The organism is Thalassolituus hydrocarboniclasticus (genome assembly GCF_025345565.1).
Classification (GTDB): domain Bacteria; phylum Pseudomonadota; class Gammaproteobacteria; order Pseudomonadales; family Oceanobacteraceae; genus Venatoribacter; species Venatoribacter hydrocarboniclasticus.
In genome coordinates, this window is record NZ_CP054475.1 from 190,074 (window position 1) to 203,999 (window position 13,926).

Sequence of the window (13,926 nt, forward strand, 5' to 3'; positions counted from 1 at the left end):
TTTATTAGTATAAGAGAGAAGGCGCTGAGCTCAGCGCCTGTCGGTCAGCGCAACCAGTTGGTACGGTTTATGGAGTCCACCCGTACACCCTGATGGCTGAGGAAGTTGGCAACCTGACGCTGCATTTCGGCATGCGGGTCATCACCATTCAGGCTCAGATCCTCAATGTCCGTCGCGGACAGCAGGAAAGATGCATGGTCGCCCCGGCGGAAGCCCATCGCCACCTGTAAGGCGCCGGGGTCGCCATTGTCCTGCAGCGGACCTTCGAGCGTGATGATGTCCAGACCGGCATTGTCACCCTGTTGCGCCAGCTCGGCGCTGCGCTGAAGCCCCATGGCCTGTGCCAGTGGTGAGCTGCCGGCGAGCGGATAGCGGGTCAGGGCCACCGGTAACACCTGATCGGCCGGATTGTCGTTATCCCCCAGCAGCTGCGCCATATACACCGGACGCGGCTCGCTTTCCTCACCATTCTGGCGGGTGGCGATGGCGGCGGCATGGTTCAGCGGCTCGACGCTGTCGATAGCGGCCTGTACGGAGGCAAAGAAACGGTAGTAATTTTCACTGCCTGGCAGTACGTCTTTAGCTGCCAGTCCTTCCGCCAGACGCGGACCAATGACCGCTGAGCCTTCCAGCGAGCGCATAATGCCGCCGGTCGGTGCCAGCATGCTGACGGTGCGGATGTTCTGGTCATAGGCGAGGAACGGTGCGGCGACAAGGTTCCCCACCGAGTGGCCAACAAAATGCAGCTGACTGAAGTTGATGTGGTTGCTCAGGTTGAAGTCGAACTTGCTGGCATTGCAGGATTTCAGCAGGCCGTCCATGCCGCACTGACGGAACTCGCCGTTACGCAGATAACGCACCAGCGTGACCAGATCGATACCAGCCTGACGCAGGGTATCGCGCTGGGTCAGTGGCGCTGACGGATTAAGGAAATGCGCACCAGAGCTGTCGATCACGCCGTCACTGGCGACGTTACCTTCGGTATCGACCAGATCGAGATAAAAAGTACGTTCCACCATCAGCGGGATGATGTTGCGTGCGGCGGCCAGGGTGGAGTTGTACAGCTGATCGTTGAGATCGCCGGCGTACAGTGCCAGACGTGAATCCCCGGCCGGTAAATCGCCTTTCACCAGACCGTGCAGTGGCATATCGATGGCAATCACGGCAAAGCCTTTCTGCGCCAGTGCATCGGCCAGAGCCAGGGCGTTGGTGCGGTCCTGCTGAATGGCGTGCTGGAAAATCACCAGCGGATAACCGCCGGCCGGTTTGGCCGGCACGCCGGCACGGGACGGATTCGGCGCGGCCAGCACCAGCGGGTGCGTTACCCAGTTCCGGATCGCCGGTAACAGCGGCTGACTGCTCAGGTCGGCAGTGCCCAGCATCGCGTTATCGCTGTTGCAGGACGTGCCGCTGCATTGCCATTGGGCGGAGAGTACGCCGCTGTCCGTGCTGGTGCTGCGGCCGAAGCCGTAGTTGTTATTACTCAGGCTGGTGGCCGCAGATGGCGCATGATTCAGCACCGGCAGACGAATGCTGCCCGGCCAGATCAGGGTCTTGCCACCCGGTGATTCCGGCGCTGTTTTCCCTGACAGGGAGCCAACATCCAGCAGGCACACCGGCTGGTCGCATTTGGTACCACCCGGTACCGACGGGTTCAGCTCACGGTTGCTGATGGCATCGGCCAGACGGGTAAAGGTACTGTCGGCGCGCTGGGTGGTCACGGCCCAGGCCAGCATGATCTGCTCGCGGTTCAGGCCGAAGCGCTCGTCGCGCAGCACCGGATCAATGGCAAAGTGCGTGGTGCACTGCAACAGCGCGACATCGCTTTTATCGAGGTCGTCGCACACGGTTGGCTGGTTATTTTCATCGAGTTCCAGCGCGGTCTGGCCTTTGGCCACCACCGAGGTCAGCGGGCCATCGACCCACAAGCCCTGCGGGTCGGTCACGCCGTGGGTAATGATGATGCTGTAAGTGGTGTTGTACGCCAGCGGACGGCGTGGGCGCAGCATCAGCACATGGCTGTCACTCTGGTAATCCAGCTGGATATCGTCGGCGCTCAGTTCGTGGCTGACCTGCTGCGGGCGGATGCGCGCCGGGTAGCGTTCGCTGTCGGTGCTCAGGGCAAAGACCCGCACGGTGCGGCCGACTTCCAGCGTGGCCGGATCAATGGCGCCGGTAAAGGCGACACGCCAGCTTTCGGTGGTGGAGAAACCGTCCAGTTCATTCAGCGCCAGCGCAACGCCGGCTGAGCTGGCTTCAGGGTCGTCGATGGGTACATTGAGTGTGCCGTCGAGTTCTTCTGTGGTGCTGGCACCGGCTTCAAACAGCAGGTTGTTGGGAAACGGGATGACCTGATTTTCGGGATCAAAGGCTACACGTACGGCAGAACGGACCTGATCTTCAATCCCGGGCGGGTGTTTCTGATCGCCGGTAGCAGAACCTGAGCCATTACCGGAATAAGAAGAATGCGTGGCGTCGGCGCCGCTTTCGAAGCAGCCCTGCAGCAATAGAATTCCGGCGCAGGCCAGCACCAGACGAGCGGGAGTATGAGTCATTATTATTATCCTGGTCATTCTGGCGGTGAGAGCCACATGACTGTTTTGTTATTAGGCGGCCTGAGTGTATTGGCAGCAGGAGGGGGTCTCAACCTGTTAAATTGTAAAGAATTGGAGTCTGTCAGTCTTAAGGGTTATATACTCGCGGGCCCGGATGGCCAAAGCAGGTGTATCCGGCGTAATTGGTTCCCGTTAGCTATTTCGTCTGAAGGATCTCACATGGTGTTATCTCTGATCGTTGCCCTGGCACAGAATCGTGTGATCGGCATCGACAACAAACTGCCCTGGTATCTGCCCAACGACCTGAAATATTTCAAACAGGTAACGATGGGGAAAACCATCATCATGGGGCGTAAAACCTATGAGAGCATTGGCAAGCCACTGCCGGGCCGCACCAACATCGTCATTACCCGTCAGGCCGGTTATCAGGCGCCTAACGCTAACGACAGCGTGAAGGTGGTTGCCTCCCTCGAAGCGGCCCGTGAACTGGCAGAGAGTATTGCGCTGATTAACGGTCAGGATGAAGCCATGATTATTGGCGGTGCCGAAATTTATACTCAGGCGCTGACGCTGGTGGATCGTATGTATCTGACTGAAGTACATGCAGAGGTAGAAGGCGATGCTTTCTTCCCTGAGTTTGAACGCAGTGCCTGGCAGGAAGTCGCACGCGAAGACTTCGCCGCCGAAGGCCCGAATCCGTACAACTACAGTTTTGTGGTGTACGAACGCGCCTGAGCGGGTTTGCAATGGGCTCAGAGCGGCTTCTGAACAATTGCGCTGATTTGCTGCGCTGAACCTGATATCAATAGTTGCGTCTAATCCCCGCCGCCGGAGTCTGTTCCGGCGAAGGACGGGACGCCACTCATTTGTTTTATCTGCTGCACAATCCTCTGGTTCTGGCTTTAGGTGTATCGCTACTGCTGCACCTGTTGCTGTTGGCTGCGCCGCTGCAGCGGGCAGTACAGCCAACAAAGCTTATGCCAGTGCTGAGTCTGCAATTGCAGCCTGCGTTGCCTGTGCAGACTGTATCCGACAATCAGCCTCCTCAACGCGTGCCTGAACAACCCGCTACTCCTGCAGCAGAAAACCCGACAACAGAAACCCCTGCAGCACCTGCCGTACCGGATAAAGCGCGGGAAACCTCAGCGAAAACTGAACCTCAATTGACCTCGCCGCCGTTACTGCGTCTGCCGGCTGGCAATATGGGGGAGGACTGGGGTGTGAGATGGGATGCGGAATGGGATGCCCATAGTGAACCGTCCGGCGCGCAGTCATTAAAGGCTGTGCCTTTCGATCCGCGTTTGCGTCGTCAGCTGGATGCGGTGCGCAGTGAGCAGCCAGAGCCGCAACGTGATTTTATTGAAACCGGTGAGGCTGGCAGTCTTGCGCCACAGCAACGGCGTGTAGGTGACCATTGTTTTCTTTACAGCGAAAAAGATGCGCTGGATGAAGACAGCTTTGATGTCTGGTCGCCGGTAACTTGTGCGCAGTAAGGTGATATTGCCGCAATAAAAAAACGGGCCTCAGCTGAGGCCCGTTTTTATACGCTTGCGGTTAAATCCCGGGTATCAGGATTCTTTAGCCTGAGCGCGCAGAATAAACTTCTGGATCTTACCGGTAGAGGTTTTCGGCAGCTCGCCAAACACCACGTGACGCGGGATTTTAAAGTGCGCCATATTGGCACGGCAGAAATCCATAATCGCAGCAGCGTCTTCTTCAGCGCCCGGCTTCAGCTTAACGAAAGCACAAGGTGTTTCGCCCCATTTGTCGTCTGGCTTGGCGACCACGGCGGCTTCTTCCACATCCGGGTGACGGTAAAGAATATCTTCCACTTCGATGGAGGAAATATTCTCGCCACCGGAGATGATGATGTCTTTCGAGCGGTCTTTGATCTCGATATAACCATCTTCGTGCCATACCGCCAGATCGCCGGTGTGGAACCAGTCACCGGCAAAAGCCTCTTCGCTGGCGCGCGGGTTTTTCAGGTAGCCTTTCATCACGATATTGCCGCGGATGAAAATCTCACCAATGGTTTCGCCATCACGGGCAACCGGCTGCAGGTTATCCGGATCGGCAACCATCAGATCCTGCTGCATCGGGCTCTTCACACCCTGGCGGGCTTTCAGCGCGGCGCGTTCACCCGGCGTGCGCTCATTCCAGGCTTCATCCCATTCACACACCACACACGGGCCGTAGGTTTCGGTCAGGCCGTAAACGTGGGTTACTTTAAAGCCCATGGCTTCCATTCCTTCGATCACGGCAGCCGGAGGCGCTGCACCGGCCACCATGGCGTTAACCTGATGCTCGATGCCGGCTTTCATCTCGGCTGGTGCATTGTTCAGCATGTTCAGCACAATCGGCGCGCCGCAGAAGTGCGAGACTTTGTGATCTTTAATGGCGCCATAAATGGCGTCGGCGCGTACATGGCGCAGGGAAACACTGACACCGGCTGCAGCGGCGATAGTCCACGGGAAACACCAGCCATTGCAGTGGAACAGCGGCAGAATCCACAGGTACACCGGGTGCTTGCCCATGTCCCAGGAAATAATATTGTTAGCGGCGTTCAGGTACGCGCCGCGGTGGTGATAGACCACGCCTTTCGGGTTACCGGTGGTGCCTGAGGTGTAGTTCAGGGTAACGGCCTGCCATTCGTCCTGCGGCAGTTCCCAGACGAAATCCGGATCAGATTTTTCCAGCAGCTGCTCGTAGGTCTGTTCGCCCAGCAGTTCGCCACCGTCAAAGTACGGGTCATCAACGGCAATCACCATTGGCTTAACCGCCAGCAGTTTCAGAGCTTTGCTGGCCACGTCGCTGAATTCGCGGTCGACAAACAGAATGCGGGTTTCGGCGTGCTGCAGAATAAAGGCTACGGCTTCTGCATCCAGACGGGTGTTGATGGCATTCAGTACCGCGCCACACATCGGCACACCAAAGTGTGCTTCAAACATCGGGGGAATATTGGCACACAGGAAAGAAACGGTTTCACCGTGCTGGATACCCAGCGACTTCAGGCCGGAGGCCAGGCGTACACAACGCTCGTAGGTTTCACCCCAGGTATAGGTGGTGTCCTGATGAATCTGGGCGGTACGGTGCGGGTAAACAAAGGCCGCGCGCTGCAGATAGCTGATCGGCGATAAGGCGGTGTAGTTGGCCTGATTGGCATCCAGACCCATTTCATAAATGTTGTAGTGCTGCATACAGCCCCCGGATAAGCAATGAATACCGGCGCCTGACACACCCTTGTGCGTTGCGCACGCGATGCATGCGGCGCCGGAGAAAGGCAGGCATTAAAAGCCCGCACCTTCTGGGTGTGAATGCGACATAGGTATAAATGGCTAGGTAGTTCTACGGATCGGGGGCTGGTGGCGGGAGGTGCCAGCGCGCCCCGGATTCAGGGCGCGACAGGAGAGGCAGTGGCTTACTTCTGTGGCATTTTCTGCTTGATGCGGCCGGTGAGGAAGTCTTTGATCATCACCCAGTCACCCATAAAGCTCCACAGCGGATACTTGAAGGTTGCCGGCTTGTTGTGCTCAAAAAAGAAGTGACCAATCCAGGCCTGACCGTAGGCGGCAACAAAGGCCAGCGGGATCAGTGAGTACTGACTGCTCCAGATGGCATAACTGATAATACAGATGGCACTCAGGGTGCCGGTGTAGTGCAGGACCCGGCAGGTGCGGTTGGAATGTTCACCGAGGTAAAACGGATAAAACTCCGCGAAGCTGCTGAATTCTTTGGCTGTCTGGGGCTGTGTGGATTGCTTGCTCATGGTTACCTGCCTTGCCTGATGGCTTGTTATTAGTGGTTGTTGTTATCAGTTGTCTGATCTGTGTTCAACATACGTCAGGGGAGTAAATGCAGATTGGCTTTTCGGGTCATATTGTTATCATAATGAGTCATTTATACCCGGAAGATCGTTATGTCACCGCCGCTACAGACCGGTCAGCCACCTCTGGCGACCACCTCCAGCGCCTGGGTGCGTCTGCTGCTACAGGGCGCCGAAGGTTTTGGTCTGAACGGTGCGCTGCTGTGTGAACAGTCCGGAATCGACGCTGAGCTGCTGCAGGAGCCGCAGGGGCGGATTCCCCAGACCCGGGTAACCGCGTTGTGGAGTGCGATCGTCGCGGCTTATCCGGATGATGATCTGGCTCTGGCCATTGGCCGCGATATCCGCCTCGAACATGCGCCGGTGATCAGCTTCGCCATGCAGTCCAGCCGTAACCTGCGCGAAGCGCTGGAACGGCTGCTGCGTTTTCACCGTCTGATCGGTGAAGCCATCGATTTACCACTGCAGGAAACCGCACAGGGCGTACGCATCAGCTTTCATGCCCGCCAGCCGGTGCCGCTGTTGTCATTGCATACCGCCATGGTGGCGCTGGTGGCCATGGCACGCTGGCTTACCCATCAGCCGGTCAGGCCGCTGAACGTCAGCCTGCGCAGTCATCCACCGCAGCATCCCGAACGCTGGCAGCACTACTTTGGCTGCCCGGTGCAGTTCGCGGCGCCACAGAACAGTATCGAATTCAGCCATGAATTGCTGGCCACTGCCGTTGCCGGGGCTAATCCGCAGCAGGCGGCGGCGCAGGATCTGGCCGCGCGACATGCGCTGCAACAGCTGAACGAGCAACAGGCGCTGGCCCATGTGCGCTACTGGATTGAACAGTCGCTGGTACTGGGTGAGCCTGACCGCGCCTGGGTGGCTGGTTGTCTTGGGTTAAGCATCAGTACCCTGCAGCGGCGCCTGCGTGCCCGTGGTGTAACCTTCAGGCAATTGCTGGAAGAGGTCCGGCGTGAGCAGGCGCAGCGCTTATTGCAGCAGGGCGTGGCGCTGCCGGAAATCGCCCTGCGGCTGGGGTATCAGGAGCAAAGCAACTTTCAGCGCGCGTTTAAACGCTGGTTTGGTAAAACGCCGGGGCAGGCGCGTCAGTAAATGATCAGTCGGTGATGTTGTCCGGCGGCTCAGGCAGAAGTATGGTTTTCAGCGCGAAGCCACTGTTGCCACACATCTTTAACAGCCCGCTGCTATAGCGATATACAGCCGCGATACATCTTCCCAAGCGGACAAAAGCTGATCTGTGTTGCTGCATGGCAGCGGAAGTTTTCTGATAGGCTAGCGTTATAACAAAAGGCCTGTGGCGCAGGTTACGCTGCGCAGTCACAAGCGGATAATTCTCACTGCTGCCAGCCGGTGGTGGTCACGGAGGGACGAATCATGCTCTACAGAATGAATGCCCAGATTATGGATGCCATGCGCCCGGTGCATGTACTCGCACGTCATACGCGCAATATGTTTTACCAGCCGTGGAATCCGCTGAATTACGGCATCTTTTTTCGTACCGTTCGCGCCACAATGGAGCTGACCGAACGTCTTACTGATTATTACGAACAACCGGAATGGGATCTGGACACTACGGAAATTGACGGCCGCACTGTCGGTATTGAATATAAAACCGTGATTGAAAAACCCTACTGCAATCTGCTGCATTTCCGTCGTCGTACCCGCGGTCTGGATCAGCCGAAGGTGCTGCTGCTGGCACCGTTATCCGGTCATTTCGCTACCTTGCTGCGCGGCACTGTACGTGAATTTTTACCGGACCATGAGGTGTATATTACCGACTGGCGTAACGCCCGTGATGTGCCCATGAGTGATGGTGGTTTCCGTTTCGATGATTATGTTGAGTACTTAATCGAGTTTATGGAAAAGCTGGGCCCGGATACCCACGTACTGGCGGTGTGTCAGCCCTGCGTACCGGCACTGGTAGCGGCCGGTTATATGGCGATGCATAACAACCCGAATCTGCCGAAAAGCATGAGTCTGATGGGCGGGCCGGTGGATGTACGTATTAATCCGACCGATGTGAATGATTATGCCTCCGGTCGTGATCTGGAATGGTTTGAAGATAATGTTATCTGCCGTGTGCCGCCGGGTTTTAAAGGTCGCGGGCAGCTGGTGTATCCGGGTTTTATTCAGCTGACCGGTTTTATGTCGATGAATATGGACTCGCACATCAGTAAGCACTTCAAATTTTTCAGTGATCTGGTGAAGGGGGACGGTGACAGCGCAGAGGCACATCGTCAGTTTTATAACGAGTATCTGGCCGTTATGGATATGCCGGCGCAATATTATCTCGACACCATCCGCCGGGTATTTCTTGAATATCAGTTGCCGAAAGGTGAGCTGGAATTCCGTGGCGAAAAGATTGATCTTAAGGCGATAAAAACGATGGCCCTGATGACCATCGAAGGTGAGCTTGACGATATTACCGGGCGCGGCCAAACCTCATGTGCGCTGGATTTATGTGCCGGTATTGCCAAGAGTAAAAAACAGCATCTGGAAGAAGAAGGGGTTGGCCATTACGGTATCTTTAATGGCCGTAAATTCCGCGAAAGCATCGCCCCTAAAGTAAAAGCCTTTATGCAGAAACACGCCTGAAGGTTTTCCGATAATAAAAAAAGCGGCCGTTGCTACAAACAACGGCCGCTTTTTTTATGCGCAGAATATCAGGGCGCGTTTTGTACTGCCGGTGCTTCCCGGCCGGTATGCAAACGGGCAATACAGCGCAGCAGTTTTTCTCCGCTGAGAGGCTTTAACACCACGTCATCCATGCCGGCGCTCAGGCAGGTTTGGCGATCCTGTTCCATAGCATTGGCTGTCAGACCAATAATGGGAACGGAGCGATAATAATTATCCATTTCCCGTAATAATCTGGTTGCTCTTAAACCATCCATAACCGGCATATGCCAGTCCATTAAAATAAGGTCAAAGCGCTGCTTCTGGCAGTATTCCAGTGCTTCCATACCATGCTCTGCAATGGTCACCTTAATACCGGCATGGGAGAGAATTTTTCCGGTCACTAATTGATTGGTTCGGTTATCCTCAACCAGAAGAACGCTGAGATCAGGAATTCTGGGCAGCGGATCTATTTTTCCTGTAAGCAGATTGTCCTGCATGAGTGCCGGATAACTCAGGTTAAACTCGAACACAGAACCTTTGCCGGGAACGCTGCTGGCTTCAATGCTCCCGCCTTTGGCATTCACCAGATCTTTACAGATGGTCAGACCCAGACCGCTGCCCTCATAACGGCGGGTGGTGGACTGATCGACCTGACTGAACGGGCGGAATAATTTATCCATATCATCAGCGTGGATGCCAATGCCGGTATCAACAACGCGGAAACGCAGCTGGTGTTCCTGGCCAAGACGTTTACTCAGATCAATGGTCAGGGAGACGCTGCCCTCGTGGGTAAACTTAACCGCATTACTGACCAGATTCAGCAGAATCTGTTTCAGTCTGCCGCCATCGCCATGCAGCTGGTCGGGGATGCGGCTGTCGATATTCACACTGAAGCGGATGTTCTTTTCCTGTATTCCATGCTGTACCAGACTCTGCACATCTTTAACGGCTTCGCGCAGAGAAAATGGTGCATTTTCCAGCCGGATATTGCCGCTGTCGATGCGGGCATATTCGAGAATATCGGAGGTCTGACGAGTCAGGGCTTCGGTAGCATTAAGAACCAGCCGGCACAGCTCTTCTTTTTCCTGCGGATCATCACACTTGAGTAATAACTCGGCAGCGCCACGGATGCCATTTAATGGGGTACGCATTTCGTGGCTCATATTAGCCAGAAATGAGGTCTTTACTTCGTTGGCGGCTTCGGCCGCTTTCTGCGCCTGTTTTAGGCGGGTGATATTGCGCGAAATGCCAAAGATATACTGCACCTCACCGGCGGAGCCAAAAATCGGAGAAAGTGTTGTGCTCCAATATTGCGTACTGCCATCGTGACTGGTCAGTTCTTCGGTTTCTTCGTACTGAATGGGTTCTTTGCGTTCCATACAGCGCTTGTAGTTGGCGCTGACCTGTTCGTACAAATCAGGGGGCATCAGTTCTTTGATGCCCATATCTTTGGGGGCGGCGGATACCAGCTCCAGGCTCAGCTGCTGTGACAGATTGGTTTTTACAAAGTAAAAATCATCTTCGCCCACCCGCAGGATAAACATGTTATCGGGAGAGTTTCGCCAGATTTCGTAGAACAGATGGGTCTCAAGATCGAGGCCGCTGTCAGAACGGTTCTCCGCGCTCATTTTTTCGCCTGTTCCGTGGTGCAGATTGTGGGATTCAGGTCTTCAATCGGAATATAGGCGGACACCGCTACGTGGTCTTCCGGGAAGGCGCTGAGAATATCGTTCAGATCATCCATAAACTGGCTGATCACCGGCGTGATGCGTATAGCTTCCGGACAGGCGGTTCCCCACAGGGTACAACTCTGACCTTCGCGGATATCAGCGGTCGACAGTGGCGTACCGGCCGGTGTTGTACCGTCGGCTGTCGCCAGCATGATGTTAATGCAGTCCGGGGCAATAGCATGTGGCCGTCCTTGTTTTACATCCCAGGCCAGCAGGCTTTCGTTTTTGTAATACACCCAGTAATCACCTGTCGGTGCGCTGATAATAATCTTGCCGACATCAAAACCACCGTGGGTACGGTTAATAATTTTGCTGATTTTACCTTCGGTAAATATGTAGTTATGGATATGCAGCAGATCAAGCAGCATTGATAACGCCGGCACAGATGGGGAGCTGAGGATTTGCCGGCCGATAATCAGCGCACGGCCGACGGAGTTATACACCAGCGAATTTTTCGCGGCCGGACTCTGCAAAAAATTGGTGTCGAGTGGATAGCAGGCCATACCACCGACCTGATGATACTCCGGCTGACTGACGGTTTCGCGGGCCATTTCTTCCAGTTCGGCGGCGCTCAGATCGAGAAACAGGTTTGATGCAAAAGGCTCGGCGGTCCAGTTACAGCGCAGGTCAGTGTTGGTTTGGGTATCGGAAGCAATCATAGCCGGGCAGCTCGGTGCGTCGGTTGCGGCCAGCAGGGTTTCGGTCAGGCGCGGGTCGGCACGGCCGGAGGGGTCGGCGTCGATCACGGCGATTTTGCCATCCATCATGGAGGCGATATAAAACGGGATCAGGGTATTCACCGCACCGATTTCGCCGGGCAGCAGGTACGCGATGGTTTTCTGTTCTTTTTCTTTCAGGTAAGCGCTGAGGCTTTTGAAAGCATTAACCGGAGCAGTGAAACCATGGCCTTCGGCTGCGGCGTCAGGAGAGCCCAGATCAACCACCATCAGCGCTGTTTTATCCCGTTGCAGTTGCGTGACCGGCAGCAGGCTGACGGTACCACTCATGCGCTGCAGGAAATCGAGCGCCATGCTGATCGGGCCACCGCCGCCTGAGGCAAGAAAACAGGCTCCATACACCATGGCTTTCAGATCATCGGTATTGAGCGTGGCAGGTGTGGCAATGGGCTGCATAGCGGACTTCCTTTTCCTGAGATCTTTCAACTTTAGACCAAAGGTGAAACCACTGTATAGCGCGAAATGCCCCGCTCATTCTGAGAGTAACGACACAGCAAGCGTCAACAAAGCGAAAACACCGCAGGAAAACGCAGTCATAATCTTGTCAGCAATGCCGCTTTTTCTTAACCTGCCACTTCTGAATTCTTCTGCGGAGTCCGCGCCGACATGATTTAAACGCCCTGCTTCCGTCATTAACCCTTTTCTTTTGGTTTTAATCGGCGGGCAGGACTGCGTATGTCGGGTCTGGCAGTACCTCTCTCTTCTTACACTACCTCTGTGTACCCGCTATGCGCCTGCTGCCGCAGGAGTCGCTTATGTCCCAATCCGTTCTTCTTGAGTGCGCACATCTGTGTGCGCAAAGTGCTGCAGGTGAGCATATTCTGCAGGATATTCAGCTGTCGCTGACGGCCGGCCGTTACGGTTTGTGCGGCCGTAATGGCAGTGGAAAATCATGGTTGCTGGAATTACTGGCCGGGCAGCGCCAGCCGCAGCAGGGCCATATCCGCTGCGGCGGGCGTTGCGCCTGGTTACCGCAACAGCAGGCTGATGGCCCCCGTAACGCTCAGAGCCTGGCGGACTACTTAAATCTCAGTCAGCGGTTACAGGCTTTGCAGCGGGTGGAAGAAGGCATGGCCAGCGCCGCCGATTTTGAGCTGATCGGTGATGACTGGAGTCTGCCGCAGCGTTTGCAGCAGATTCTGCTGCCTTATGGTCTGGCGTATGAATCAGACCATAAGGCTGCGCAGTTAATGCAGCGTTTACAACGTCCGGCGCAGGTGCTGAGTGGTGGTCAGCGTATGCGCCTGCAACTGGCGCTGCTGTTTGCATCAAAGCCCGATGTCCTGTTACTCGACGAACCGGGCAATCATCTGGATGGCAGTGGCCGGCAGTGGCTGATCGGGCAGATGGCGGCTTTTCGCGGCGTGCTGATTCTGGTCAGTCATGATGTGCAGCTGCTGCAGGCAATGGAGCATATTCTGGAGCTGCGCAGCGGCCATCTGTATCAGTACGGTGGCAACTATGAGCAGTTTTTGCTGCAGCGTCAGCAGGAGCAGCAGGCATTGCTGCAGCAGCTGGAAGGCAGCCGCCAGCGTCTGCAACAGGTAGAGCGCGCCACCCAGCGCAGCCAGGAAAAAGCAGCCCGCCGGGCGCAAAGCGGTAAGCGTGAGCGCCGCGATGGCAGCCAGAGCAAACTGCTGCTGGATAACAAACAGCAAAGTGCGGAGCAGCAGCAGGGGCGGCAGAGCCGGGCACGCAGCCGTCAGCATGAGCAGGCTGCCGGTCAGCTGAAAGAGCGTCAGCAGCAGTGGTTGCAGGAAGACAGTCCGCTCGCCCAGTGGTATCTGCCCACGACCGGAAAACTGCGCAGTGGGCTGATTCTGCAGATAACGGATCAGCCATTGCCGTACCGCCCTGAGCAGCGCCTGACCTTTGCCGTACAGCAGGGCGAGCATCTGTGGTTGCGCGGTGATAACGGCTCCGGCAAAAGCAGCCTGCTGCAGTTGCTTGCGACAGCGGATCAGCGGCCAACAATTCTGCGCCGCACCGAAATACGTCTGCTCGATCAGCACTGCAGTCTGCTGCATAACCATCTCAGTGCACTGGATAACCTGCTGCGGGCAACATCACTGGATACGACCAGTGCGCGCACCTTGCTCGCCGGGGTTGGGTTAAATGCAGAGGCCTGTCTGCGCCCGGCCGGCATCCTGAGCGGTGGTGAGCGTATGAAGCTGGCGTTGTTACTGGTCACCCAGCAAACTCCCGGAGCGTTGCTGCTGCTCGACGAGCCGGATAATCATCTGGACAGGCACAGCCGTGAACAGCTGGCGCAGGCCTTACGGGCTTATCCGGGGGCGCTGATTCTGGTCAGCCATGACGGGCACTTTGCTGCGGGCTGCGGGATCAGCCAGACGCTGGTGCTGTAACAGCAACGGCGTGTTCAGGCTTGCTGCCGCTGCTGTCTTCTGGCGGCAAGCCTGATAAACTCCGCGCCTTAATTGTCAGCTTTCACC

10 protein-coding genes are annotated in these 13,926 nt (G+C 56.1%); 5 read left to right on the forward strand and 5 right to left on the reverse strand.

The window, feature by feature from the left end; all coding sequences use genetic code 11:
- Positions 1 to 44: 44 nt before the first annotated feature.
- A complete protein-coding gene (locus HUF19_RS00855) occupies positions 45 to 2,555 on the reverse strand; it encodes an Ig-like domain-containing protein (protein WP_260998077.1) in 2,511 nt (836 codons plus the stop codon).
- Between the two features lie 219 nt (positions 2,556 to 2,774).
- Between HUF19_RS00855 and HUF19_RS00860 the strand changes: the two genes are divergently transcribed.
- Both HUF19_RS00860 and HUF19_RS00865 read left to right on the forward strand, forming a co-directional pair.
- Positions 2,775 to 3,290: a dihydrofolate reductase gene (locus HUF19_RS00860; RefSeq protein ID WP_270049432.1), complete on the forward strand. Its 516-nt coding sequence runs from the start codon at positions 2,775 to 2,777 to the stop codon at positions 3,288 to 3,290.
- 74 nt (positions 3,291 to 3,364) lie between these two features.
- Positions 3,365 to 4,048 carry a hypothetical protein gene (locus tag HUF19_RS00865; protein WP_260998078.1) on the forward strand — a complete coding sequence of 228 codons (684 nt, stop codon included), beginning with the start codon at positions 3,365 to 3,367 and terminating at the stop codon, positions 4,046 to 4,048.
- A 75-nt stretch (positions 4,049 to 4,123) separates the two neighbouring features.
- Here HUF19_RS00865 and HUF19_RS00870 read toward each other — a convergent pair whose 3' ends face one another.
- Both HUF19_RS00870 and HUF19_RS00875 read right to left on the reverse strand, forming a co-directional pair.
- On the reverse strand, positions 4,124 to 5,752 hold the full coding sequence (locus HUF19_RS00870; RefSeq protein WP_260998079.1) for an acyl-CoA synthetase: 1,629 nt from the start codon (positions 5,750 to 5,752) through the stop codon (positions 4,124 to 4,126).
- 221 nt (positions 5,753 to 5,973) lie between these two features.
- On the reverse strand, positions 5,974 to 6,321 hold the full coding sequence (locus tag HUF19_RS00875) for an Mpo1-like protein (RefSeq protein WP_260998080.1): 348 nt from the start codon (positions 6,319 to 6,321) through the stop codon (positions 5,974 to 5,976).
- A gap of 150 nt (positions 6,322 to 6,471) precedes the next feature.
- Between HUF19_RS00875 and HUF19_RS00880 the strand changes: the two genes are divergently transcribed.
- Positions 6,472 to 7,482, forward strand: a complete 1,011-nt coding sequence (locus tag HUF19_RS00880; RefSeq protein ID WP_260998081.1) for an AraC family transcriptional regulator — start codon at positions 6,472 to 6,474, stop codon at positions 7,480 to 7,482.
- Between the two features lie 282 nt (positions 7,483 to 7,764).
- Positions 7,765 to 8,985, forward strand: a complete 1,221-nt coding sequence (locus HUF19_RS00885) for a polyhydroxyalkanoate depolymerase (RefSeq protein ID WP_260998082.1) — start codon at positions 7,765 to 7,767, stop codon at positions 8,983 to 8,985.
- Positions 8,986 to 9,053: 68 nt separating this feature from the next.
- Here HUF19_RS00885 and HUF19_RS00890 read toward each other — a convergent pair whose 3' ends face one another.
- Positions 9,054 to 10,634 carry a PAS domain-containing sensor histidine kinase gene (locus tag HUF19_RS00890; RefSeq protein WP_260998083.1) on the reverse strand — a complete coding sequence of 527 codons (1,581 nt, stop codon included), beginning with the start codon at positions 10,632 to 10,634 and terminating at the stop codon, positions 9,054 to 9,056.
- Positions 10,631 to 11,869 carry an S-methyl thiohydantoin desulfurase family protein gene (locus HUF19_RS00895; RefSeq protein ID WP_260998084.1) on the reverse strand — a complete coding sequence of 413 codons (1,239 nt, stop codon included), beginning with the start codon at positions 11,867 to 11,869 and terminating at the stop codon, positions 10,631 to 10,633. The genes HUF19_RS00890 and HUF19_RS00895 overlap by 4 nt, the downstream gene beginning before the upstream one ends.
- A gap of 359 nt (positions 11,870 to 12,228) precedes the next feature.
- Between HUF19_RS00895 and HUF19_RS00900 the strand changes: the two genes are divergently transcribed.
- Positions 12,229 to 13,839, forward strand: a complete 1,611-nt coding sequence (locus HUF19_RS00900; protein ID WP_260998085.1) for an ATP-binding cassette domain-containing protein — start codon at positions 12,229 to 12,231, stop codon at positions 13,837 to 13,839.
- Positions 13,840 to 13,926: the final 87 nt, after the last annotated feature.

Excerpts from the sequence above, each read along its gene's own strand:
- HUF19_RS00855 (WP_260998077.1), bottom strand. The coding sequence starts at position 2,555 with ATGACTCATACTCCCGCTCGTCTGGTGCTGGCCTGCGCCGGAATTCTA.
- HUF19_RS00860 (WP_270049432.1), top strand. The coding sequence starts at position 2,775 with ATGGTGTTATCTCTGATCGTTGCCCTGGCACAGAATCGTGTGATCGGC.
- HUF19_RS00870 (WP_260998079.1), bottom strand. The coding sequence starts at position 5,752 with ATGCAGCACTACAACATTTATGAAATGGGTCTGGATGCCAATCAGGCC.
- HUF19_RS00875 (WP_260998080.1), bottom strand. The coding sequence starts at position 6,321 with ATGAGCAAGCAATCCACACAGCCCCAGACAGCCAAAGAATTCAGCAGC.
- HUF19_RS00880 (WP_260998081.1), top strand. The coding sequence starts at position 6,472 with ATGTCACCGCCGCTACAGACCGGTCAGCCACCTCTGGCGACCACCTCC.
- HUF19_RS00885 (WP_260998082.1), top strand. The coding sequence starts at position 7,765 with ATGCTCTACAGAATGAATGCCCAGATTATGGATGCCATGCGCCCGGTG.
- HUF19_RS00890 (WP_260998083.1), bottom strand. The coding sequence starts at position 10,634 with ATGAGCGCGGAGAACCGTTCTGACAGCGGCCTCGATCTTGAGACCCAT.
- HUF19_RS00895 (WP_260998084.1), bottom strand. The coding sequence starts at position 11,869 with ATGCAGCCCATTGCCACACCTGCCACGCTCAATACCGATGATCTGAAA.
- HUF19_RS00900 (WP_260998085.1), top strand. The coding sequence starts at position 12,229 with ATGTCCCAATCCGTTCTTCTTGAGTGCGCACATCTGTGTGCGCAAAGT.